We start from the raw sequence: 24,674 nt of genomic DNA on the forward strand, positions 1-24,674 counted from the left end.
TATTATTCCTCAAAATCATCATCACTTCTACTATGTATCTGAATCTACTAGATAAAATCGGCAACTGGAATCCTCAGCTTCTCAGGGAAATTAAAGGTCGTCTCAAACCTTTTAACTTGATATTTGCCTTCGCTATCTCCCTAATTGGTCAAATAGGCCTACTTATTTATCATTTTGGTCAATATCCTAATAATAAGTATCCTATGAATGGATCGTATTGTAATCTGAGTAAGGTTTATCAAAAGCAATCTGAATCATTTTATAAACTCATAGATCAAGCTCAAAAACAAATCAACTTTTATAATAGTAAGAAAAACTACGATTTTACAAAACTTCAGGAGTTTAAAGAGCAATTAAAATCTTTAGAAGTACAAAAAAAACAAGTAGAATATAATTTATACCAGCAACCATGTCCTATTTCAGAAATTAACTTTCAAGGGTGGTGGCGCGACCACTGGGAATTCATATTTCTCACACTCTGTGTCGTCTTTATTTATACACTTTTAGTTGCAGGTACATATTTAATAGTCAATAATTTAGCACAAGAAGAACGCCGTGGTACGCTGAATTTTCTCCGCCTCAGTCCCCAGTCAGAAACTAGCATTTTAACTGGCAAAATACTAGGAGTACCAATTGTCATTTATTTGATGATTTTAGTGGCAATTCCCCTACACATCTGGTCAGGAATTTCTGCCAAAATTGCCACAAGTTATATTTTCAGCTTTTATATAGTGTTAGCTACTAGTTGCTTCTTTTTTTACAGTGCCACATTATTATTTGGCTTGATGAGTAATCGATTTAGCAGCTTTCAACCTTGGTTAGCTAGTGGTGCAGTAATCATGTTTTTGCTAACTACAATGCAATTTGCATTTAATACCGAAAACCTGCACAACACAGCAGCATGGCTGAGATTATTAAGTCCTTTTGATATGACGAAATATCTGTTTCCAAATCTATTTAATAGAGGTAATTCATCACTTTTATCAGAGACTCAATTTTTCTATATACCGTTAGGAAAAAATGTTTTGACATTTATAGGATTACATCTATTTAATTATGGTGTTAGCTGCTATTGGATTTGGCAAGCACTCGGACGGAGGTTTCGCAATCCTAATGCTACCTTGCTAAGTAAAAGACAAAGTTACTTACTAGTAGCTTGCTCTCAAGTAATTTTTTGGGGTTTTACTCTGCAATATACCAAGAATTACTGTCCCTCTTACCGAGAATATAAACCAGTGAACTGTTACTACGATTTGAATTATCAAATCGGTCAAAATTTCTTCTGGATTGTATTATTTAACTTAGTTTTACTAACTTGTTTGTTAGCAATCTTGTCTCCTCATAGACACCAAATACAAGATTGGGCAAGATATCGTCATCAACAAACAATGAGCCACAATACTATATGGCAAGATTTAGTTTGGCATGATAAAAGTCCTGCAATAGTTTCAATTGGGTTTAGTTTGATAATAATTACTATCCCATTACTAGTGTGGATTGTACTTGCACCAGCTTTGAATACTCACGATAACAATGCCATTGACTGGGTGAACAAAATTGGCAGAATGAAAGCTATCTTAGGAATAGCTATGTTTATTACTCTAGCTATGGTTTATGCAACCATAGCGCAGAGAATGTTATTACTCAAAACTCCACGGCGGACTTTATTTGCGATCGCAACTACAGGTACAGTGATGTTTGTGCCACCAATAATTTTTGGGCTGTTGAACATTACACCTGAAGCAAATTCTGTCTTTTGGTTATTTTCTAATTTTCCTTGGGTAGGACTAGAACACTCAGCAACAGTCACTGTTTTTATGTCACTTCTAGCTGAATTTACTGTTTTAGCGTTGTTAAATTTACATTTGACAAATCAGGTGAAGTTAGCTGGAGAATCTGCAACAAAAGCACTGTTAGCAGGACGCTAATTTATCAAAAAGAAGAACTAGATATTCAACTAGTTCTTTTTTAGCTATTTATTCAGTATTGTTTGGGAGAATATAGTAATGATAGAAGATTTGATAGGTCGCTTAGGAAATTGGAATCCGCAGTTGTTTCGGGAAATTAAAGGGCGACTGAAACCACGCAATATTGTATTAGCATCTGCCATATCTTTTCTGGGACAATTTATATTATTCATGTCATTTCAAGTCCAGTTACCTACGCGCCTGAGTGTATTACAAGGTAGTCCCAATAAATATTGTACAGGTATCACAAAATACGACTATGCAGAATGCCTAACTGATGGGTTAGGTCAAGTTATAATTAATTGGCAATTATGGTCGTTTGATATTTTCAGTTGGCTGAGTATTATTGTTAACTTTGGATTATTAGCAGCAGGGAGCTATCTCCTGATTAATGATTTAGCTACAGAAGAAAGACGTGATACGCTCAATTTTATTCGCCTTAGTCCCCAATCACCAAAAAGTATTTTATGGGGGAAAATCTTAGGTGTTCCAGCCTTACTTTATGTTTTTGTAGTGTTAGCCTTACCTTTACATTTATGGTCAGGGTTGAATGCGAAAATTCCTTTAATAGAAATTATCAGTTTTTATGCAGTAGTCATAGCTGCTAGTTTTGTCTACTACAGCGCTGCATTATTATTTGGCTTAGTTGGTTCTTGGTTAGGCAGTTTTCAAGCTTGGTTAGGTAGTGGGGCATTATTAGGTTATCTCATATTTAGCAAGCAAACCATAGCATCTAATTTTTCTGCTAATAATCCAGTAAGCTTTTTTGGGCTAATTAACCCATGTTTCTTAATTCCATATCCTGAGATTAATTCTGAATTAACCAAAAATATTCCCCAATTTACCGACTTTCATTGGTTTGTTCTGCCTATAGGAGAAAGTTTCATTACTACAGCTTGCTTTGCTATAGCAGTTTATCTTGTAGGTGCGTACTTCATTTGGCAATCTTTACAGCGTTGTTTTCGTGATCCTAATGCAACTATGTTGACCAAAAAGCAGAGTTATTTGCTCACAGTTTGCTTTACAGTCATCATTTTAGGATGTGCTGATTGGCAAGATTTAATATTTAATAGCTCATCTAGAAGTTATGCACTTCAAGAAAATATTGGCCTTTTAATGGTCTTGAATTTAGGGCTGTTTTTATATTTAATTGCAGCCATCAGTCCTGGTCGTCTCACACTGCAAGATTGGGCAAGATATAAACATGTTTCTCATGCCAAAGGTTTAGGGAAAAATAGTTTAATTAATGATTTAATCTGGGGTGAAAAAAGTCCGGGAATTTTAGCGATCGCTATTAATGTGATAATGTCTGTTAGTGCCTTAAGTTGCTTTGTTTTAATCTCGCAAGCAAATATCGAAAATAAAACTAATGCTTGCCTAGCGCTGCTTTTTGCTGGCAGTTTAGCTATCATTTATGCAGTTTTAACCCAATTAATTCTATTCATAAAAAATGAACAGCGTCAATTGTGGGCAACAGGGGTGTTAATGTCTGTAATTATACTCCCACCTATTTTCTTAGGAATATTTTTCTCTAAACCTGACAACTATGCTGTAGTTTGGCTATTTTCCATTGCTGCGCCAGTCATTGCTTTATCTCCGCCAACAAGCGACGGATTAACATTTTCTTATTTCCTGGCAATTTTAGGACATTTTGCGCTCACAGGACTTTTGGTATCTCAACTAACGCGTAAGTTGAAAAAAGCAGGAGAGTCTGCAACTAAAGCATTGTTGACAGGAACTGAGTCTGCTATTTAAAGTAGCTGTTGTGAATTTTCAAAATTGCTAGTTTTAGATACCCGACTTCTTAAAGAAGTCGGGTATCTGTTTGTTCACGCATGATTTATAAATACTATGTCGATTCTGGTAACTGGATGCTTTTTTGTCGAGTACCATATAGTTCTATAAACCGTTTAAACAGTAACATGGTTTCGTGTTTAGAAGCTAAATTCACATTAAATAAACGTTCAACATTTTTTTCTGCTAAAGCTTGTAAATATGGCAAATCTTCAAACAGTGTCAAACAAGCAGCACAATGCAAAATAAATTGCAAGATTGGCTTAGGCCATTCTAAATCACTATATATATCTATAAATAATTGATGTTCTCTCTCACTTAAAGGAAAAGCATGAAATATCACAACTATTCGTTTGTCATTATATGCCGGAATACTCAGTTCAATAGTATAGGGAGTATGTAAAATTAAATCTACCTCGACAATTGGTTGCCGCCAAAATCTTAACAGATTAATATTTGGTTGCAACATAGTAGTAAATTTGATCACTCCACCAATATTAGTTGGTTGGAATTGACTGATACTCAAAATTTTTAAACTATTAAGGCTAAATTTATGCACTGTTTCTAAGTGTTTTAAGTTTAGCAAGTGATAAATTTGGCAATAATAAGGAAAAGGTAAAACATAATCTTGGCTAATCATGTGTCGCTTCTTCAGCCTGAACTTGTGAGCTTGAGAGCGACTGAGGTATTCTGCATATTCATTAGGCTCTACATCATTGCTATTTAAACTTTCTTCTGGTTTTAAATAAAGCCAACTGACAAAAAATAAGCAAGTCATTAATAGCTGTAATATGTCTATTGGTGATAAATTTCCATCATAAAAAATAGCAAAGCTTCTATCAGTTATGGCAAATAACCATGAGGGAATTCCAATTAGCCAAACACAATTTTTAATTTGATCTAATACTAGAGCAAATTCTACTTTTATTGATTGTTGAGTATGCTGATCTGCATCAGAATCATTATTCTTATTTAGCTGTGTCAAGCAGTTAACAGGCATAATATTTAAAATACAGCTTTCAGTGAATGAATTAATATTTGTAACTACTTTGATGCTAAATATTGAAAATCTGAATGCACTCTATCATTAGCTGTAGATATCAGTTAAATCTGTCTGGATTCAGTCAAAAATAATATTTATATCCAGTGAGAATCCTGTTTTCTTCTAACTAAAGTCTTATGATGGTGCGATCGCACTACTGCCAGCAATAAGTTGACTTTCAATTTCCTTGTGCTACATTAAGTTACAAGGTAATAATACATCGGCTCAACTATGGTTCGGGTTCTCTATACCCGACTGGTGCGCCAACCTCTAGATTGTGCGTATACCGTAGAGCAATAGGTTGTTACTCCGTCGCTTGATTAGCTCAGTGGTAGAGCATCCGAAGCCCTCGGCTGGTCGTAGGTTCGACTCCTACATCAAAGACCCGAAAGTTAGCTCACTGGTAGAGCAATCGACTGTTAATCGATGTGTTGCAGGTTCGATTCCTGTACTTTCTCCCACCCTGTCCGGGTTAAAAGACACTACCCTGTCACGGTAGCCAATTGAAATTTAGTAAAACTCTGCATTGTAGGTTGACTACTAATATCACATGGTGGTGTTGGTAGTCACAGTTAAGGAGCCTGTGCAAATGTTTTCTTTTCAACTTGAGTATGTCCTTCGTTTATCTCCAGTGTTCTGCAATGAGCAAACCGAACGGCATATTTGAGCGTTGCTGTCTTTTTTGAGATTATCTTTGGGTAGTTTCAAGAAAGTAGCAACAATCTTAATCCAGTTTTGGAGATACATTTGCCCGCAACTGAACTGTAAACACCTACATTTGCAGAGTTTTAAAATGAATTTTCAAAATCATAATCAAAACAATATTGAACAGTTAAAAAAATACAATTTAGATGTATATAATAATGCCGAACAGATTGCAGCATCTATAGAAATTAGTATTGCTCGACTTCATTTTTTAGCATTTAATTCTCAAACTTCCCATATTTCACATTACATTCATTTCAAAACTGCGAAAAAAATTGCAGGAACGCGAATTATTTCTGCACCATTGCCCGACTTAAAACGCGCTCAATACTGGATTTTGCATAATATCTTACAAAAAATTGCCATTCATAATGCAGCACATGGTTTTTGTGGCGATCGCTCCATCATTACTAATGCTACCCCTCATATTGGCGCGGAAGTCATTATTAACATTGATTTACAAGATTTTTTCTCGGCTATTACATATCCGCGGGTTAAAGGATTATTTCAATCTTTCGGTTATTCTTCATACGTTGCTACAATCTTTGGGCTATTGTGTACTGCGCCTGTAGTTGAAGAACGCAACGTAGACGGTGAGATAAACTTTGTTGAACTTAAACAACGTCATCTTCCCCAAGGTTCCCCAGCCAGCCCTGCAATTACAAACATTATTTGTCGGAGTTTAGATGAGCGCTTAAGTGCGATCGCCACACAATTTGGTTTTACCTACACCCGTTATGTTGATGATTTAACATTTTCAGCATCAGGTGAGCAAATTAAACATACCAGCAGTTTCATTAAACAAGCTCAATCAATTATCTCTGATGAAGGATTTGCCATCAACCCAGACAAAACCCGCATTCTGCGAAACTCTCAACAGCAAAAAGTGACGGGTATTATCGTTAATCAAAAAATTAATATTTCTCGGAAAAAATTAAAAAGCTTCCGTGCAACTCTACATCAAATAGAAAATGAAGGGTTAGAAGGTAAATATTGGGGTAAATCATCTAATCTTGTCGCCTCAATCACCGGATTCGCCAATTTTGTCGCAATGGTAAACCCCGAAAAAGGTGCTGAGTTCCAACAACAAATTCAGCGTATTCAGAAAAAATATGGTAAGAAAAATTGAGAACTGTTGCCTTAAGTAATTACCGTCTGTTTCTGGATATCTGCTTGAGTTAAATTGAGTATCGATTAGGAATACATGATGCAAAGCTTAAGTTTGGGTTCTGGATGCTCAACTGGTACGCCAACCATTGGCTTGAACGTATACCTCCGCTTGATATGTAACTAGTCATGAGAAAGTTAGCTCATTAAGTGAGCGATCGGTGTATCGCCGATTGATAACAGGTAAAAATCCTGGACTTTCTCACACAAAACCTCGCCTTGGATAAAGGCACCTTGTTAGGGACAAGGCTATTTCGCACTCACAGAATCGGGAAAAACCAAGAAAGAAAAAATCTATTTTGGTTAGTAAACTCTGCGGTGTTAGTGTTCTACTAGCGTTGATTACTCATAATCTTCGTTAGTAACAGCAAGGAAGCTAGTGCAATTGTTTCCTCCTTAATTTTGAGTATGTCCCTTCGTTAGTCACATCCAGTTTTCTGGAACTGACAAACTGAACGGCATATCTAAGGGCTGCCGTATTTTTTGAGATTACCCTTGGGGAGCTTCAAGAAAGTAGTAGCACTTTTAATCCAGTTTTGGAGAGATTTTTGCCCGCAACTAAACTGTTAACATTGACATTTGCAGAGTTTAAAATTAGATATGTTGTATTTTCGCAATAGCTGTAGATATAACCTGATGATCAAATTAATCATCATAAAATTACAGCAACCCGATTTGATGCTGAAATGATTTGTGTACCAAGAAAAACGATAACAGCAAAAATTTTGTAAAATTAGCTATTTTTTTCAAAAAACTATAAATTTTTTAGACCAATTATTGAAATATTAAAGATACTTTAAAGTTAGTATATTCGTTACGTAATTGCACTCAATTAGTGGGATTTGTGGTGATTTTTAAGGCCTATTAAATACATAATAGAATTTGAGCCTAGTCAAAAATTGAGAAATCATATCTACGGAGCTTCAATGAATCAACGGATCACCAGTGCGGTCAATTCAATAGTGACAAAATTCTCACGGCGAAATGCTCTTTTGTGGCTAGGAGGTAGTGGATTAGGTACCGCTTTAGTTGCAGGAACACAAAAGGAAGTAATTGCTCAGGGTAATGCAAATAGAGATGTAACTTTGCTGAATCCGCCAACTTTATATAATGCCCCTCAAAATGGCTATAGTCATATAGCGATTACACCTCCAAGAACAAGAACTGTATATATTTCTGGCCAATTTGGTTCAGATTTACAAGGTAATCTTGTTTCCAATGACTATGAAGCGCAGTTAGTACGAGCTTTTCAGAATCTGCGGTTTGCCTTAAATGCTGCTGGTGCAAGACCTAAAGATGTAGTCAAAACAACTGTTCTGATAGTCAATCACACTCAAGAGAAATTGATTCCATTAGGGCGCGAAATTGGTAATTTATGGGGTAACACACCACCCGCAAACACATTGATTCCTGTTCCGAGATTGGCTCTGGACGGTATGTTGTTTGAAATTGATGCTTATGCGGTGATTCCAGAATCATCGAATAATGGCTGGTATTAATTTCCAGATAGTTTTCGTTTGCTACAACTGATCTAAGGTATGAGGGTGTAGATTCATGGTGTGTTACGGCTTAAAGCCTAACGCACCTTAATTTTTGTGTTTCCTCTCTTGGCTGGACTTCTGGTTATGCTGTAGAGCGATCGCTAACTCTCTTTGTAGTACAGATGAGTAGTACATAAATTCCCACATTTGCAGAGTCTGAAGTTACAATGTATTATATATATTACAGATGTTAAAAACTTATTAGCTCAATTACAGGGTATGTCAGGCAATTTGTGATACATCAAGTTTTACCTACTTGCCAAAAAACATCCAGGTAAATTCTTCAAGCAAAACTGATAAATGTTTTTATCAAATCTTCTTTCTAGGCTAAAACAGCCTAAGTTATCTATGAGAATTACTATGTGGAAAACGTTCTATATCAAACCTAACGAAATTGGTATCTTGTATCACCGCAGTGATTTTAAGAAAATTTTGCAGCCTGGTACTTACACTTATTTTGGCAAGCATTGGCAAGTCACAACCTACGACCTCAACCAACCAGAAGCTAAGATTGAAAACTTGGAACTATTGCTGCGAAATCACAGTTCAGAGTTACAGGAATATCTTGTAGTAGTGAGAACTGGATTCAATCAAGCTGCTTTAGTCCGCTGGGGGCAAAATTGGGTTAGCGTTCCCCCAAATCAACTCCGAGCTTTTTGGCGTGGTTTTATTGAAGTAGAAACTCATCTTTTTAACGTGACTGAAAGTTTGGCATTACCTGGTGAGTTTGTGCAACAATTACGGGGAATTGCCTTGAATGGAATTAAAAAATTCCAAATTTCTGAGTATGAGATTGGTTTGTTGTATGTGCAGAACAACTTTGTACAGCCGCTAGAATCTGGTGAGTATGCTTTTTGGGCTATTGATAGAGATGTGACAGTGCGGACTCTTAGCCGAATTGTGCCGAATCCTGATTTTCCCTTAGAAGAGGTGCTGATTGAACGACATCCTGAGTTTGTTGCGGCTTATTGTGAGATAGTGCAGTTACAAAATCAACAAGTAGCGATCGCTCGCTATCAAGGTAAAGTCATTGCTATCCTCAAGCCATGTAGTCGCAAACTATTTTGGCGGGGTGTAGAAGTAGAAGTGATTGACATCAACACTGATGCAACATTACCACCACGTTTAATTGCTGAGTTAGTTTCAGGCTTACCAGAAACTCTCGCTTTAAGCCGCAATTGTTTGCATATCTGCGAAGTTCCAGCACAGTACCTTGGGCTACTCTACATCAATCAAGAATTTCAAACACAACTGCAACCAGGAATGCACGTCTGGTGGCTATTCGGGCGTTCTTTGCAAACACAAGTTTTTGATCTGCGTCAGCAAACGTTAGAAGTATCTGGTCAAGATATCCTGTCTAAAGACAAAGTACCGTTACGCTTAAATTTAACTGCTGGGTATCGCATCATTGACCCTTTGAGAGCCAAAAATGGGTTAGTAGATATTGTTGGCTACTTATACAAAGAGCTACAATTTGCTTTGCGTGGCGCAGTCGGAGAAAGAACTCTAGATGCGTTGCTAGAGGATAAAGGCGCAATCGATAACAGTATTTTTGAATATATTCGCCAAAAAACCGCCGACTATGGAATTGAAGTTGATTCGGTTGGGGTAAAAGATATTATCCTTCCCGGTGAAATTAAAACTATTTTGAGCAAAGTAGTAGAAGCGGAAAAAGCAGCCCAAGCCAACGTAGTTCGTCGTCGTGAAGAAACCGCTGCAACTCGCAGTATGTTAAATACTGCCAGAGTTATGGAGGATAATCCTGTCGCATTGCGGTTAAAAGAACTGGAAGTACTAGAACGAATTGCCGAGAAGATTGAAAAAATTCAAGTTAATGGTAGCTTAGATAATATTTTGACAGAGTTGATTCGGATTAATCGGTAATAAAATTACGATGCACGAATTACCGTCCCCAAAGTCGGCTGTCCCAAAACAGCCTTGACTAAATTTCCCGAAATATTGCCGTCAATTATCCAACAATCGATTCCTAAACTAGAAATAGCTAAAAACTCTTCTACTTTCTGGTTCATACCACCAGTCACATCTACCGATGCGCTTTTGCCTATAACAGCTTTGATTTGAGAATAGTTTGCTGGTGTAATATGAGGTATTACTTGCCTATTTTGGTCGTACACACCAGGATAATTACCTGCGTTGATGAGTCGTACTTGGTAGTTACCTTGACTATGAAAGTATTTAGCTAATTCTGCTAACAATGTATCAGTAGAAAGAATAGTCCCACCAATAGCTTTGTCGAAAACCACATCCCCAAAAACTAAAGGCATTAAGCCAGATTGTAAACAATTTTCGATCACAGAGAAGTCAGCTTTAATTAGTTTTTTATTGTGAGTGATTGCCATAGTTAGAGGTGGTAAACTAACTACTGGCAAACCTGCTTGTAAAAAATACTTAGCTAGTAATACATTTAAATCTAAAACATCTTGGTGGACTAGACAAAATCCTAGTTTTTCAGCATCACAGATAACACCATTAATAGTATTATATTTATGTGCTGACTGATGACCAAAAGAACCAGCCCCATTGCCAATAATCATTTTTAAACTAGGATTTTGCTGGCGTACTAGACTAATTTCCTCAACTAGTTGCTGCATAGTTTCTAGTCGAGCAGTGTATGGTTGGTTCTTATCAGTAATTAAGGAACCCCCCAGCTTGATTAATACTAGCTCTAGCATTGCGATATCAAGATATTGTGATAACTAGCAAAAAGCTTATCACAAAGCATTTAAAATAAATAAGCGAGTCTTTGCCTGCTCTTATTCAAGAACATACCCGAATTCTGTTAGAAATCGGGTATGTGAATCTATCGGTTTTCAGCTAATAATTTATCAATCATAGAAAGTATCTACTCTGATATCTCGGAGGATTTCCGAAACCTGCCATCCAGAATTGGCGATAGATAAAACTACAGGATTATCTCGCAATGGAATATAGTCATCCTCTCTATTTTCTACTACATTGATTGCTTGTTTTTCCTCAACTGTAGCTTCTTGGCTCTCAAAATCATCTATTGAAAGATTTTCTTCTTCTATCTGTTTTATTTTTTTCAGGATTAATTTTTCGGATTTTTTGATGAGTCGTATATCCATGATGATTTGTTAAGCCTTAAAGTGTGACAAAGTAATAAGCAACAAAAGGTAGATTCTTAGAGAGTTCAAGAACTTCTTCAAGAACCTTGAGCAAAATCCGCAAAAAAGTTTTATGAACTTGGGTGTTGAAAAAATTACCTAAGAAAATCTAGGATACATCAAAATCGATTTAAAATTCCCAGATTAAATTGGAAAGTTTATGGAATTGCAGATGCAGAATTAAAATCAGCCTAACTACCAGCCATCAAGCACAATACGGTTTATGCAATCAACTCGATAGCTTTTTTCTATGTTTGTAGGAAAGTATATACTGACCAATATGTGCTTATCTAAGAGGATGCGAAAGGATACACACAAGACCAAGTTTGTAGATTTTATCAATAATTGAGTGCGATCGCCCGAATCTTCCACACAGAAAAAACAGCATAACTGTTCCCCCTTCCCTAGGAGGGAAGGGGGTTAGGGGGTTAGGTCTCTTCAAAACAAGCTTGAGAAATCCGCATTAAAATCCGATCAAGTTCCTGTTTCACTTCCTCATTTTTAATCCTTAACAAACGCAATCCTCTAGCTAACAAAACTTTGTCACGTTCTGCATCATATTCAGCTTGTTGTTCATGAATTTTGCCATCTACTTCTATCACTAATCTAGCTGCGTGACAGTAGAAATCTGCAATAAAACCATCAATGATTTGCTGACGACGAAAGTGTAATCCATTAAGACGATTACCACGAAGATGTTGCCAAAGAATTTTTTCTTCTGGTGTCATTTGGCGACGAAGTTCTTTAGCACGTTGCATTTTAGCAGGGTTGATTGTTTGTCCGATGACTATGTTATGAGTTCTATCTTCTTGACGTGGTGATCTGTGCGGTGGTGTTGGATTATTCATGTATAAATCGTAGATGCTTGTGTTGATTCATACATTATGGCTGACCTCTCCCCCAACCCCTCTCCGCGTCGGAGAGGGGAGCATGATTTCTATCCCTTCCCTACAAGGGAAGGGGGCTGGGGGGTTAGGTTGATGTGGAATATGGGAAGGTGCAATCGCCTTAATTACCGAAGCAGGTTAAAATCTTCTTCTGTAATACCCAACTGTTTAAGAATTTCATGAAATAACCAACTACCAATTTCAGTATTGCCATGAATTGGAATGGTAGTTGCTCGTCCATCTGGATGTTTCCAACGAGCATGACTACCCTTTTGGCGAACTTTTTCAAATCCCAGCTTTTTGGCAACCCTTTCTAATTCACTAGCTTTAGCTGGCATTTGCAATCACCAGTTCGACATTTTCAGGTAGAGAACGACCTTGTTCTTTGTACTCTTCTTGAATCATTTCAAACACATATATAAGTTCAGTGCGTGCCTCATCTGGTGTTTGTCCCCAGGCGTGACAACCAGTAATTGCTGGTACATAAGCAACAAATGTACCATTGTCATCGGGACGGATAACTGTGGTGTAGTCTTGTAGGGACTTCATGAACTTTACCTTACAGGTTTTATCAATAATTTAGCGCGATCTCACTGGGGAATTGAAGGAGTAAACTTAATGTAATTGCAGATATAATTATTAGCCTGCTGGAATGCTTCGAGTTAAAATTTTCATCTCTTTAGCTGGTTAATCAGCACGTAATATGAGTAAGTATAATTTATTAGTTTTATAGTCATCCATTTTCAGAAATTTCAAAAACAATCCGACACAAGGGAGCAAAATTAATATGAAAGATTTTCTTTTTAACATATTCTATATCTTCTTGAGAAACTTCTTCTAAATTAGCTAATTTACAATATCTTTTGCCTAATGCATCTAGAAAAAGTTTCTTTTGCTCATTTGGTTTTCTTCTATCCTGTTTTGTCCATTCAAGTAATCCTAAATTATACATTTCATATAGCTGTTGTAAAAAACATTGTTTTTCGTCAGAAAAACCATTTTTAATTGGATTTTTTTCAAGCCATCCATAGTAAAAATAATCTTTTACATCTAATGTTTTTTCTTGATTAATTAATGCTAATATACATATTTGACTATATGTTAAAATATCCGTAATTTTTAATATATAGTTGCTTTCTGTTAAAGAAATTTCTGAAAAAGCTATGTTAGCAAATATATTACCTAGTATTTTTAATTTTTTCTCTTCATGTTCATCTCTACTCTTTAGTAAAACTCCTTCAAGTATTTCTTCTGAATATGGTCTTTTGTGATCATTTGCTTCAAAAAATCCATCACTTCTTGGTACACGTCCACAATTAAGATATATTTCTATTTTCTCTAATGCAAAGTAAACAGTAGTCCCTATTCTGTCTTTTTCTTTTTTAGATAAACTTCTGTCTGCAAAGTCAGACAGCAATTTTCCTAAACCTTTAGAAATCACTACTCCTAATGCTCCTGCTAAAGCACCTCCTACTGGCCCTGCTGTTAAAAATCCCATACTTCCGCCTATTGCAGCACCAGTGATTTCACTGCCAATAGAAATCCAATATCTTACTGCATCTTTTTCATTACTTTGTTTTTCAAGCATAGAAAAATATTTTTTTTATTGATATTAAGTTTAAGCTAATGTTATCAGAGTGGGCATTGCCCACCCTACTTTAACTATCTACTCAAAGAACTAGCCGGCATACCTAAAATATCCTCAAGCTTAGGCATCTGTTCCAACGGAATCACGCGCCCTTCATCCTCAAAACCAGCAATTTGATCAAAGTTCAAATACTGATACAAATTATCAGCAAAAGGATGAATCTTATTCGCCACAATATCAAGATATTCCTGAACTGTGGGAATACGTCCTAACAACGCGCAAACTGCGGCTAATTCTGCTGAACCTAGATAAACTCTGGCATCTTTACCCATGCGGTTATTAAAGTTACGGGTAGAGGTAGAAAATACAGTTGTGCCATCAGCAACTCGCGCCTGATTTCCCATACACAAACTGCATCCTGGCATTTCTGTTCTTCCGCCAGCCGCACCAAAAACGCTGTATACACCTTCTTCTTTTAACTGGTGTTCATCCATGCGGGTTGGTGGTGCTATCCACAGGCGAGTTTTGACTTCTCCTGCACCTTCTAAAACTTTCGCAGTTGCTCGATAATGACCAATGTTTGTCATACAAGAACCAACAAATACTTCTTGTACTGGATCATTAGCAACTTCCGATAATAACTTAACATTATCAGGGTCATTAGGAGCAGCGACAATTGGTTCTTTGATTTCGTTCAAATCAATTTCAATTATTTCTGCATACTCTGCATCTGCATCGGCTTCTAGTAACACGGGGTTGGCTAACCATTCTTCCATTTTGGCGACGCGGCGCATGATGGTACGCTCATCGTGATAGCCTCTGGCTACCATGTTCTTTAACAGTGCGATATTAGAACGCAGATATTCTGAAACTGTCTCGACACTCAGCTTAATTGTGCAACCTGCACAAGAACGTTCGGCGGAAGCATCGGTAAGTTCAAAGGCTTGTTCTACTTTTAAATCTGGCAAGCCTTCCATTTCTAAAATTTTGCCAGAGAAGACGTTTTTCTTGTTCTGCTTCTCTACTGTCAGCAAGCCTTTTTGCATGGCGACGTAGGGAATGGCGTTGACGATATCCCGTAAGGTGATACCGGGTTGCAATTCACCTTTGAAGCGTACTAAAACTGACTCTGGCATATCCAAAGGCATGACACCCAACGCACCCGCAAAGGCTACTAACCCAGAACCAGCCGGGAAGGAAATACCTAAGGGGAAGCGAGTGTGAGAGTCGCCGCCTGTGCCTACGGTGTCGGGTAACAGCATCCGGTTTAGCCAAGAGTGGATGATACCATCGCCAGGACGCAAGGCAACACCGCCACGTTGTGCAAAGAAGTTGGGGAGGTCGTGGTGAGTTTTGATGTCTACGGGTTTGGGATATGCAGCAGTGTGACAGAAACTCTGCATTACTAAGTCTGCACTGAAGCCGAGACAAGCAAGTTCTTTTAACTCGTCGCGGGTCATTGGCCCTGTAGTATCTTGAGAACCAACGGTAGTCATGATGGGTTCACAAGATGTACCAGGACGGACACCGGGTAAACCGCAAGCTTTACCGACCATTTTTTGGGCGAGGGTGTAACCTTTACCTGTGTCGGCTGGTTGTTGGGGACGGATAAATAAGGTGCTGGGTTCTAAACCTAGTGCTTGGCGAGTTTTGTCGGTGAGGGTACGCCCAATTAATAAGGGGATGCGTCCACCAGCGCGGACTTCATCGAGGATGGTGTCGGGTTTGAGGGTGAAGGTGGAAATTACTTCGCCAGCTTCGTTGGTAATGGTGCCTTTGTAAGGATAGATGGTAATTACCATGCCAGTTTCTAGCTTGGTGACATCGCATTGAATTGGCAAAGCACCAGCATCTTCGGCTGTATTAAAGAAGATAGGCGCGATCGCCCCACCTAAAATGTATCCGCCAGCACGTTTGTTTGGCACGAAGGGAATATCTTGTCCCATGTGCCACAACACGGAGTTAATAGCAGACTTGCGGGAAGAACCTGTTCCTACTACATCGCCAACATAAGCCACGGGATGTCCGATTTTTTTTAACTCCGCAATGGTTTCCAAGCTTCCCGGTTGGCGGGTTTCTAACATCGCCAAAGCGTGGAGGGGAATATCTGGGCGAGTTGTGGCGTGGGTAGCTGGTGATAAGTCGTCGGTGTTGGTTTCGCCAGGGACTTTAAATACTGTGACAGTGATAAATTCTGGTAGTTTGGGACGCGCAGTAAACCATTCCGCCTCAGCCCATGAGTTAATTACTTGCTTGGCATAAGGATTAGTTTTAGCTAACTCCAAAACATCATGAAAGGCATCATACACCAGCAAGGTTTTGCTGAGGGCGGCGGCGGCATAGCCAGCAATTGGTTCTTTACCTTCTCCTCCCATTACCAAAGGTGTTTCGGAAGAGTCGGAGACAGATGTGGTGGCAAATTGCAGCAATTCAATTAAAGATTGTACGTTATAGCCGCCAATCATTGTTCCCAACAATTCCACAGCTTCAATAGGGGAAATTATTGAACTTTTCACTTCCTTTTTCGCAATGGCGGTAAGAAACCCAGCTTTCACATAAGCTGCGGGGTCAACTCCAGGAGGTACGCGATCGCGCAATAAATGTAATAATGTTTGTTCTTCACCCTTGGGCGGATTCTTCAGTAATTCACATAATTCTGAGGTTTGCTTCGCATCCAACGGTAAGGGGGGAATTCCTAATGCTGCTCTTTCTGCAACGTGTTGACGATATGACTCTAGCATTTTTGTATTCTCCGTTGGGATGTTCTTCCCTTAATTATGAAATATTTTTAGATAAGACTTAGCTATAAAAGTTTACTTTATTTTATGGCTGAAAGCCTTACTGGTAATTGCTTATCATTATTTCTGTTTTATACTTAAAGTATAGTTTTCACTACCAATTCCAACTAAAGATATTTTAATTGCTGCGATCGCTATTGTTGTGTAATTAATTATTTTCCCACAGTCTCTTATGTAAATTCAATCGCCAATAAAAATGCTTTTTCAGTAAAAATAATGCTAAATTAAGTAGCTAAACCTAATTTAATCAGCCTCTGGCTCCGAAGTTTTCCCACCAGATTCCTACAGTTATATTTAGTTATAAATATTGGCAATAGTTTTTATAATTTATATAAATCCTCATCACTGCTTATAATTCTTCCGGATATAGTCAGTTTTATATGTAAACACAAATAGTAGTAGATGCACCCTTATTAAGTGATAGCCTTCAGCAAATGACTGAGGGCTTTTTTCTCGATAATTCAGCAACTCATTATTTAAAAATAGCTGGTAGTAACCCAGGTGCTAACCATACGGCATAGCCTATAAAGGCAAAGAATGAAGTAATGACAGCAGTGATAATATAACCAATACAAATCAGCAAACCATCTGCTTCAATTGTGGCAACTGCTAATAATAAAATCCCTACAGTGGGAATCGGATTGGTGAAAGGAATTGGTAACATTAATAATATTGTTAACCAAGAGATACATAGCCCATTGAGCCGCCAAGTTATAGGGTTTTTTGCTATTTTTTTTAAGCGAGGGCGAGTAATTTTTTCGACTATTTTGGTGAGATGTTGCAGATTTTTTAAGAGAAGTTGGGCAAACGGGCGCGGAAATTTATACCTAGCGATTTGTTTAGGTAGCCAAGGCGATCGCCTGCCAAAAATCATCTGTACAGAAACCAGCAAACAGGCAGCACCAAAAGGCCCAGCCAATCCAGGAGGCATAGGAAACAAAAAAGGCAAAACTAATAAAGCTATTACTAGGCTGAAACCTCGTTCCGCAGTCTCTGTCAAAATATCACCTAAAGTTAAGTGATGATTAGATAAGCGTTGCAGCAAGGATTTAATTTCTTGAGAAAATCTCAGATCCATTTGGCGTGAGTTAGAGTGAATTGCCACAAGACCCAGCTTTATTCAGTATATCAAGGTGAATATGGAGACTAATGCACCCAAATGAAAATTAGGGCAGTAGAGAACTCAGAAATGCTATTCCCAATTTTCTAAATTGGCGGGACTAAAACAGTTATGGCTTTGGGTATAACTTGAAATGTTGCCGGAGTATAAGTCGTGATTTCCCCATCAGTATTAATTGGGCGTGGTTTACGAGTGGAAATTTCAAATTTTTGTCCTTGAAGCGCTCGGACACTACGCCAACGAATATGTCTGCCTTGACGCATGGCGGGTAGCAAAGGTATGATTTGCCACCAGTGTTCTATCTCCAAACTGTAGAGATCTAATCTTTGATCATCAATAGTGGCATCGTGAACCACTGCCATCCCACCACCATAATAACGACCATTACCTACAGCAATTTGCACAGTTTTGACACGAAATGATTGATCCTTCATTTTTATTTCGGCACTAAAAGGGCGAGACTCCCAAATCACTTGTAACGCAGTCGCAATATAAGCAAATATTCCCCAACGACGTTTCATTTCTTTAGTAAGTTTTTGAGTAATTTTGACACTCAGTCCCATACTAGCAACATTAAAAAAGTGCTTACCGTTTACCCAGCCTAAATCAACGCGACGTAATTCCCCGTAGGCAATAATTTGGCAAGCTTCTGCTAAGGAATTAGGAATTGCTAAAGTTCTGGCTAAATCATTTGCCGTTCCTAAAGGTAAAATTCCTAAAGGTAATTGAGTTTCAACTAAGCCATCTACTGCTGCGTTCAACGTCCCATCACCACCACCGACAATTACTAAATCAACTTTATGTTGGTAACGGCGAATAATGTCTGAAAGATGTTTGGGATTTTCTGTAGATTCTTCTGTTAATTTAAATCCAAGTTTCTCCAGATAATAAGTTGCTTCTATTAATCGCTTCTCCCCTTGGCGGGCATGACGATTAACTAACAGCAATGCACGGGAATTTACTGGTAGTGACCTTTGCTGTGTTTGTGTCCAATTATCTTCTTCCATATAATTTGGTTAATTTAGCTAAGAAAAATTGTGTTAGCTTTGATAAGTTTTACTTGATGAGTTTAATGTTATATTTGTAACTTTTTGATTGATTTTGTCTAACTCGACCTTTATTGTATATTAAATATATTGATGACAATGTAATAAAATGAATATTAATGGCAATATTTTGGGCTGATAGGAATCATAGTTGATGTTTTCAACAGTCAGTATATTGCTACCTGAATTCTTTACTTTTGCCTGTTTCCTTCCTACACAAATAATTTAAGTAATCCAAACAGATTTTTCACCAATAATTATGTTCTGGATTTAGTGTAGATGTTTATGGAAAAATTTCATTAACTCAGAATAAATTTTAGTTATATTTACGAAGTTTTAATACTTTTGTATTTATATTTTCTAACATACTAATGCTACCAATACTAAAGTTGTCACAAAAATTACGATGATATCCGTACAAACTTTTGATGTATTGCTTTTGCAAATATATGAAATTGACAAAGAAAGTAATATTTATTTTAAAGTCAAATTGAATAAATACCAAATAGTATTTAAAATTAAGAATAATACTTACTAATTGTTAAAAAATAATAATTTTATTAAGAGGAATATTTAATCTAAATATTAATTAATTTTAAAACTAAATCTATTGGGTTATATTAAATAGCCGGATGTACTGACATTGGATTTTTTATTGATTAGTAAAATTAGTTTGATATTACTGGCAAAAAATAATTATTACCTGAGATTTATCCTATAAAGGGGATATTTTTATCGAGAAACATCTATCTTTAGCATGAATTAGCGAGGTTTTTAAGAAAGAATTAATACTCATTCCAGTAATATGTTAAAAAAACATAAAAGTTAGAGAAAAATCCTCTAAGAGGGGATTGTATTAGCTAGAAGCAAAAATATTTACTAGTGAATAAATAACACCCAAAAAATTACTACTATCGAAGTAATGAAAACATCTGCATTGTTATTAATATTTGGTTTATTCCTCACAGCTTGTAATGCGCCTCAAAATGCAGCAGTAGCTCCTAGCCCCACGGAAAATGATGCGACTGCACAACCTGTACAGAACCAAACCAAAAGCAAACTAATAGTTGTGACAACAGTTGCACCCATAACCAATATTGTGAGTAACATTGCAGGCGATCGCACTGAAGTCAAAGGCATAATTCCTGAAGGGACTGATTCTCACACCTTTGAACCCCGTCCTAGCGATGCCGATTTGCTGTCTAAGGCTAACTTAATTATCGTTAATGGACTGCGCTTAGAAGCCCCAACCGAAAAACTGGCAAAAACTTCTAAACCCAAAGAAACAAACGTTTATGAGCTAGGTAACAATACCATAAATGAAGCTCAGTGGATTTTTGACTTTAGCTTTCCCAAAGAAAAAGGAGACCCTAATCCCCATTTATGGGTAAACCCCAAATACGCAGAAGCTTACGCTAAATTAGCCGCCAAACAGCTAACACAGTTAGACCCCGAAGGTAAAGAATACTACGCTCAAAATTTAAATAACTACTTACAACGCTTGGACGCATTAGACAAAGTTAGCCGTGAAGTCGTAGCGAGTATTCCGGCTAAAAATCGCAAACTTTTGACATACCACGACTCTTGGGCTTACTGGGCTAGAGAATATGGCTTTGAGGTCATTGGCGCAATCCAACCTTCAGATTTTAAAGAACCTTCAGCGCAAGATGTAGCCAAACTCATCGACCAGATTCGCAAAACTGGTGTACCCGCAATTTTTGGTTCGGAAGTCTACCCCAGCAAAGTTGAAGAACAAATTGCTAGAGAAGCGAAAGTCAAAATAGCAAACACGGCTGATGATGAATTACCTGGAACAGGATCAGCTAATGCCATAGAAAATACCAATCCTCAACATACTTACATTGGCATGATGGCAAACAATCTGCGAATCATTGCCGAAAATCTGGGGGGAAATCCCCAGTTAGTGGACAAGCTAAACACCACCAATGTTGTTGGCCCAGCTACCACGGCTACTAAATAACAAAGTGCGGAGTGTGGAGTGCTGAGTTGTAAGTTTTTAGTCGCATATTCTACCTTGTCCCCCTCGTCCCGCACTTCACACTTCACACTTCATACTTCATACTTTTTACTTCTTGTGTGCATGGAAACAATATTAGAAATTAGAAACCTTACCTGTGGTTTCCAAAACCAACCAGTATTGACTAACGTCAATTTGTCCTTATATCCTGGGCAACTGTCTGGTTTAGTGGGGCCTTCCGGTAGTGGGAAAACAACCCTAATCAAAGCAATATTAGGGTTGGTTCCACTTTGGGCTGGGGAAATTTGGTTTCGAGGAAAGCGCTTAAAACCGGGAACTGCACCACCAAAGGTCGGTTATGTACCGCAGGTAGAAACGGTAGATTGGAATTTTCCAGTAACAGCATTAGAAGTAGTCATGATGGGGCGTTACCGCAAGCAGCAATTTTTACCTTGGTCATCACGACGCGATCGCATCATGGCCAAGGCACTATTAGAACGGGTGGGAGTAGCGCACATCGCTCATCGACCCATTGGTGAGTTATCTGGCGGACAACAGCAACGAGTGTTTATCGCTAGGGCGCTAGTGGGTGAACCAGAAATTGTGCTTTTAGATGAACCAACTAGTAGTTCAGATTTGCGTGTGCAGCATGAACTGTTACATCTGTTAGCAGAACTTAATCAACAAGGTTTGACAATTCTCCTATCAACCCATGACCTCAACTCGGTGGCGACGCATCTGCCTTGGGTAGTGTGTTTTAATCACAGCATTATTGCCCAAGGTGAACCGAGTGATGTGTTTACTCCTGCAATTTTAAAAGAGACTTTTGGTGCAGAAATGGTGGTTTTTCATCAAAGCGATCGCATTTTGATTGCTAACGCAGGCACTTCGTTACGCCATCAAATGCAAGATAATTTGCCGCAAATTTTGCGAAAAGTCCATTTAAACCACAACGGACACAAGCCTTAATCCTCAATTCAAAATTAAACACATGGAGTTTCTGCTCAAACCTTTTCAGTATGAATTTTTCAGTCGCGCCGTTATTGTTGGGATGATGGCGGGGCTATTGTGCGGGGTGATGGGTGTATATATCATCACTCGCCGTATGAGTTATATTGCTCATGGCCTTTCCCATGCAATTTTGGGCGGAGCCGTACTGAGCTATGTTTTAGGACTCAATTTTTACATTGGCTCTGGGATTTGGGGATTTGCCGCCGCCTTGCTCATTCAATATTTAACTGGGCGTAAAGTCTACTCGGATGCAGCCATTGGAATTGTCACAACTGCAAGTTTTGCTTTGGGTGTAGCCGTAATTAGCACCTATCGCAAATTTAGCCAAAACTTTGAAGCGGCTTTATTTGGTAATGTATTGGGCGTTTCCCCTACGGATTTGTGGTGTGTAATTGGGGTAACGTTTGTGATTTTGAGCTTAGTGTTTTTGTTTTATCGCCCTTTACTGTTTTGGTGTTTTGACAGAGAAGTAGCACAGGTGCATGGCGTACCTGTAGTAGCTATGGATACATTATTTGCCCTCATGCTGGCAACCTTGCTAGTAGCCACACTTAACGTTTTAGGCGTGACATTAATTATCTCTGCGGTCGTAATTCCTGCGTCTATTGCCCGACTTTTGAGCGATCGCTTTGGCTATATTATGATCATTTCCGGCATTTTAGGCGCAGCGATCGCCTTTGCTGGAATTTACCTCAGTTACTACTTAGATATTGCTTCTGGTGCAAGTGTGGTTCTGCTGTCAACCTTCATTTTTGGCTGCGTACTAGTTTGCAAAAGTATTCAAAGTCGGCGTAAACGCTACATCCCACCTCTTTCCACCCAACATTATCAAGGCTAATAGTCTTGTAATATCGCCTTCAGTGAAAGATGGATGATTAAGACAGTAATGAAGCAGGTTTCCATCTTTCTAGAAGTCTGAGTATGAGTTTTGGGAAAAATTGATTATTACCTCATAAACTTCCCATACATTCATGTCGCGATCGCAACTTAGAAAGCTGTTGATTGGTGAACTCAGTTGGAAACGGCTAGTTCGCTCATTGTTGTTTATTTACGGCTTTTTCGCATTTTATGTCTTTTTTAGAGCAGATAGCATGATTTTTCTGCCTCAGCCTGCTACTTATCAAGACAATGCCAGTATTTTGAAAGTACCCGTTACTGACAAACAGAAGATTTCGGCGGTGTATTTACCTAATCCCAGAGCAGAGTATACAATGCTCTACATCCACGGTAACGCCGAAGATATTGGTGATGTTCAGCCGTTTTTAGAACGTTTACATCAATGGGGATTTAGCGTTTTTGCTTATGACTATCGCGGTTATGGCACTAGCGATGGCAAACCTGGCGAATCTAATGCTTACCAAGATGCTGAAGCTGCATACACTTACCTCACACAGCAGCTAAAAGTCCCAACGACGAAAATTATCGTCTATGGACGTTCTGTTGGCGGAGGATCAGCTGTTGATTTAGCAACACGTCATCCTGTGGCTGGCTTGATATTGGAGAGTACATTTACATCTGCTTTTCGAGTTGTTGTACCTTTTCCCTTACTTCCCTTCGATAAGTTTTCTAACCTGAAAAAACTTCCGCAAGTCAATTGTCCAATCTTAGTTATGCACGGTCAAGCCGACCAAACTATTCCGATTCAACATGGATATACACTATACTCAGCCGCACCTGATCCTAAAATGTCATTGTGGGTAGATGGTGCAGGTCATGATGATTTTACTTGGATTGCAAATGAGAAACATCGAAAAAGTTTAGCAGCATTTGAGCAACTAATTAAGAATCGTAATGTTAAATGAGGCGATCGCACTCAACTACCCCAATCAGCTAGTATTACATAACTACTCAAAGTAGCTGTAGATGATAGATTGAGTGTAATTGAATATTTAATAAACTCACCTTGATTAAACAAGAGAGTAAAAGCTAATGGGTAAAGTAGAAATCTATGATCAAGACTTCTTAGAATGGACGCAACAACAAGCTGAATATTTAAAAAAGGGACGTTGGGCAGAATTAGACGTTGAACATTTGGTAGAGGAATTAGAAGCATTGGGGCGCAGTGAACAAAGGGAACTTGGTAGCTACTTACAAGTGCTAATGATGCACTTACTTCAATGCCAGCACCAACCTGAAAAAAGAACGCAAAGTTGGAATAATACACTTTCTAACTGTCGAGATAAAATTCAAGATTGTTTAGAAGATACACCAAGTTTGCAACGTTTTATTCAAGATATAGAGTGGATAGAGAAATACTATCGACGTGCGCGTAGAGATGCAGCCAAGGAAACACAAATACCAATAGAAATATTTCCAACTGAATGCCCTTACACAATAGCTCAGATTCTTGACCCGAATTTTCTTAGTTGTTAAGTTTCAAAAAATTCTCATAAAACACTTTCAAATGTCTATCCACATTACCTTTCACAAAACAGGCCAAGAGATTAAACAAGCCATAGCACAACGTCAACAGCAACTTCAATCACGGCTTGATAAACGAAATCAGGTGCTAAACACATTCCTGCAAGACATAAAAAAAGTTCGTTCCTACATGATTCGTAGTTCTCGATACGATTATGGTCATGGCGTTAGAAGCGGCTATACTCTCTTCTCGCAAGATGATATTTCTAGCGAGGAAAAACAAGAAATTCAGCAACTTTGTAACCGGATTTTTGAAATTGAACAAGAATTACATCGGCTGGCTTTGATAGCTGCTCACCTCAAGGATGAACAGGTTCTCGAACTCACGCTTGAGGATTTGATTGGTTACGGCTTCAATGCGGGTGGAGTTGAAGGCGAAGATTTATAAGGCTGTTCAATTTTAGTACAAATATACTAAAATTTGTAACAAAGCTTTTTATCTTCACTCAAATGTGCCACAATC

At 38.1% G+C, this 24,674-nt stretch carries 21 protein-coding genes and 2 tRNA genes; 13 read left to right on the forward strand and 10 right to left on the reverse strand.

Annotated elements, in window-relative coordinates; genetic code table 11:
- Positions 1-32: 32 nt before the first annotated feature.
- Together NCWK1_RS01785 and NCWK1_RS01790 are read left to right on the forward strand one after the other, a co-directional pair.
- Entirely contained in the window at positions 33-1,928 is a 1,896-nt protein-coding gene (locus NCWK1_RS01785; RefSeq protein ID WP_103123496.1) for an ABC transporter permease subunit, read from the forward strand.
- 78 nt (positions 1,929-2,006) lie between these two features.
- The gene (locus NCWK1_RS01790; RefSeq protein WP_103123497.1) at positions 2,007-3,722 is read left to right on the forward strand and encodes a hypothetical protein; all 1,716 of its coding nucleotides are present in this window, start codon (positions 2,007-2,009) and stop codon (positions 3,720-3,722) included.
- A 94-nt stretch (positions 3,723-3,816) separates the two neighbouring features.
- On the opposite strand, the gene NCWK1_RS01795 is transcribed toward NCWK1_RS01790, so the two are convergent.
- Entirely contained in the window at positions 3,817-4,761 is a 945-nt protein-coding gene (locus tag NCWK1_RS01795; protein ID WP_245894800.1) for a hypothetical protein, read from the reverse strand.
- Between the two features lie 356 nt (positions 4,762-5,117).
- Between NCWK1_RS01795 and NCWK1_RS01800 the strand changes: the two genes are divergently transcribed.
- From NCWK1_RS01800 to NCWK1_RS01820, 5 genes are all read left to right on the forward strand, one after another.
- Positions 5,118-5,187, forward strand: a tRNA-Gly gene (locus NCWK1_RS01800).
- 2 nt (positions 5,188-5,189) lie between these two features.
- Positions 5,190-5,264: transfer RNA gene (locus NCWK1_RS01805), tRNA-Asn, on the forward strand.
- A gap of 332 nt (positions 5,265-5,596) precedes the next feature.
- A complete protein-coding gene (locus NCWK1_RS01810) occupies positions 5,597-6,637 on the forward strand; it encodes a reverse transcriptase family protein (protein ID WP_103123498.1) in 1,041 nt (346 codons plus the stop codon).
- Between the two features lie 964 nt (positions 6,638-7,601).
- Positions 7,602-8,174: a Rid family hydrolase gene (locus NCWK1_RS01815; RefSeq protein WP_096581882.1), complete on the forward strand. Its 573-nt coding sequence runs from the start codon at positions 7,602-7,604 to the stop codon at positions 8,172-8,174.
- 402 nt (positions 8,175-8,576) lie between these two features.
- Positions 8,577-10,100: a slipin family protein gene (locus tag NCWK1_RS01820; protein ID WP_103123499.1), complete on the forward strand. Its 1,524-nt coding sequence runs from the start codon at positions 8,577-8,579 to the stop codon at positions 10,098-10,100.
- A 5-nt stretch (positions 10,101-10,105) separates the two neighbouring features.
- Here the strand turns inward: NCWK1_RS01820 and NCWK1_RS01825 are convergent, their stop codons facing one another.
- The 9 genes from NCWK1_RS01825 to NCWK1_RS01870 all read right to left on the reverse strand — a co-directional run bounded on the left by NCWK1_RS01825 (position 10,106) and on the right by NCWK1_RS01870 (position 18,762).
- On the reverse strand, positions 10,106-10,909 hold the full coding sequence (locus NCWK1_RS01825) for an isopentenyl phosphate kinase (protein WP_103123500.1): 804 nt from the start codon (positions 10,907-10,909) through the stop codon (positions 10,106-10,108).
- 153 nt (positions 10,910-11,062) lie between these two features.
- Positions 11,063-11,323: a hypothetical protein gene (locus NCWK1_RS01830; RefSeq protein ID WP_096581876.1), complete on the reverse strand. Its 261-nt coding sequence runs from the start codon at positions 11,321-11,323 to the stop codon at positions 11,063-11,065.
- Between the two features lie 467 nt (positions 11,324-11,790).
- Positions 11,791-12,210 carry an endonuclease domain-containing protein gene (locus NCWK1_RS01835; protein WP_103123501.1) on the reverse strand — a complete coding sequence of 140 codons (420 nt, stop codon included), beginning with the start codon at positions 12,208-12,210 and terminating at the stop codon, positions 11,791-11,793.
- Positions 12,211-12,374: 164 nt separating this feature from the next.
- Entirely contained in the window at positions 12,375-12,587 is a 213-nt protein-coding gene (locus NCWK1_RS01845; RefSeq protein ID WP_103123503.1) for a type II toxin-antitoxin system HicA family toxin, read from the reverse strand.
- Positions 12,577-12,798: a type II toxin-antitoxin system HicB family antitoxin gene (locus tag NCWK1_RS01850; protein ID WP_103123504.1), complete on the reverse strand. Its 222-nt coding sequence runs from the start codon at positions 12,796-12,798 to the stop codon at positions 12,577-12,579. Before NCWK1_RS01850 ends, NCWK1_RS01845 begins: the two co-directional genes overlap by 11 nt.
- 184 nt (positions 12,799-12,982) lie before the next feature.
- Positions 12,983-13,837 carry a glycine zipper 2TM domain-containing protein gene (locus tag NCWK1_RS01855; protein WP_103123505.1) on the reverse strand — a complete coding sequence of 285 codons (855 nt, stop codon included), beginning with the start codon at positions 13,835-13,837 and terminating at the stop codon, positions 12,983-12,985.
- Between the two features lie 74 nt (positions 13,838-13,911).
- Complete coding sequence (gene acnB / locus NCWK1_RS01860) at positions 13,912-16,578, reverse strand: bifunctional aconitate hydratase 2/2-methylisocitrate dehydratase (RefSeq protein ID WP_103123506.1); 2,667 nt, start codon at positions 16,576-16,578, stop codon at positions 13,912-13,914.
- Between the two features lie 529 nt (positions 16,579-17,107).
- Complete coding sequence (locus tag NCWK1_RS01865; RefSeq protein WP_187308024.1) at positions 17,108-17,713, reverse strand: exopolysaccharide biosynthesis protein; 606 nt, start codon at positions 17,711-17,713, stop codon at positions 17,108-17,110.
- Positions 17,714-17,841: 128 nt separating this feature from the next.
- Positions 17,842-18,762, reverse strand: coding sequence for a lipid kinase (locus tag NCWK1_RS01870; RefSeq protein ID WP_103123507.1), 921 nt, complete (start codon positions 18,760-18,762; stop codon positions 17,842-17,844).
- Positions 18,763-19,723: 961 nt separating this feature from the next.
- Between NCWK1_RS01870 and NCWK1_RS01875 the strand changes: the two genes are divergently transcribed.
- The 6 genes from NCWK1_RS01875 to NCWK1_RS01900 all read left to right on the forward strand — a co-directional run bounded on the left by NCWK1_RS01875 (position 19,724) and on the right by NCWK1_RS01900 (position 24,599).
- On the forward strand, positions 19,724-20,782 hold the full coding sequence (locus NCWK1_RS01875) for a metal ABC transporter substrate-binding protein (RefSeq protein ID WP_103123508.1): 1,059 nt from the start codon (positions 19,724-19,726) through the stop codon (positions 20,780-20,782).
- Between the two features lie 120 nt (positions 20,783-20,902).
- Positions 20,903-21,748, forward strand: a complete 846-nt coding sequence (locus NCWK1_RS01880) for a metal ABC transporter ATP-binding protein (protein ID WP_103123509.1) — start codon at positions 20,903-20,905, stop codon at positions 21,746-21,748.
- A gap of 22 nt (positions 21,749-21,770) precedes the next feature.
- Entirely contained in the window at positions 21,771-22,628 is an 858-nt protein-coding gene (locus tag NCWK1_RS01885; RefSeq protein WP_096581858.1) for a metal ABC transporter permease, read from the forward strand.
- A 133-nt stretch (positions 22,629-22,761) separates the two neighbouring features.
- Positions 22,762-23,592, forward strand: coding sequence for an alpha/beta hydrolase (locus NCWK1_RS01890; RefSeq protein WP_103123510.1), 831 nt, complete (start codon positions 22,762-22,764; stop codon positions 23,590-23,592).
- A 127-nt stretch (positions 23,593-23,719) separates the two neighbouring features.
- Positions 23,720-24,163, forward strand: a complete 444-nt coding sequence (locus tag NCWK1_RS01895; RefSeq protein ID WP_103123511.1) for a DUF29 domain-containing protein — start codon at positions 23,720-23,722, stop codon at positions 24,161-24,163.
- Between the two features lie 31 nt (positions 24,164-24,194).
- Positions 24,195-24,599, forward strand: coding sequence for a hypothetical protein (locus tag NCWK1_RS01900; RefSeq protein WP_103123512.1), 405 nt, complete (start codon positions 24,195-24,197; stop codon positions 24,597-24,599).
- Positions 24,600-24,674 lie beyond the last annotated feature (75 nt).

The sequence above is a fragment of the Nostoc cycadae WK-1 genome (assembly GCF_002897135.1).
Classification (GTDB): Bacteria; Cyanobacteriota; Cyanobacteriia; order Cyanobacteriales; family Nostocaceae; genus Nostoc_B.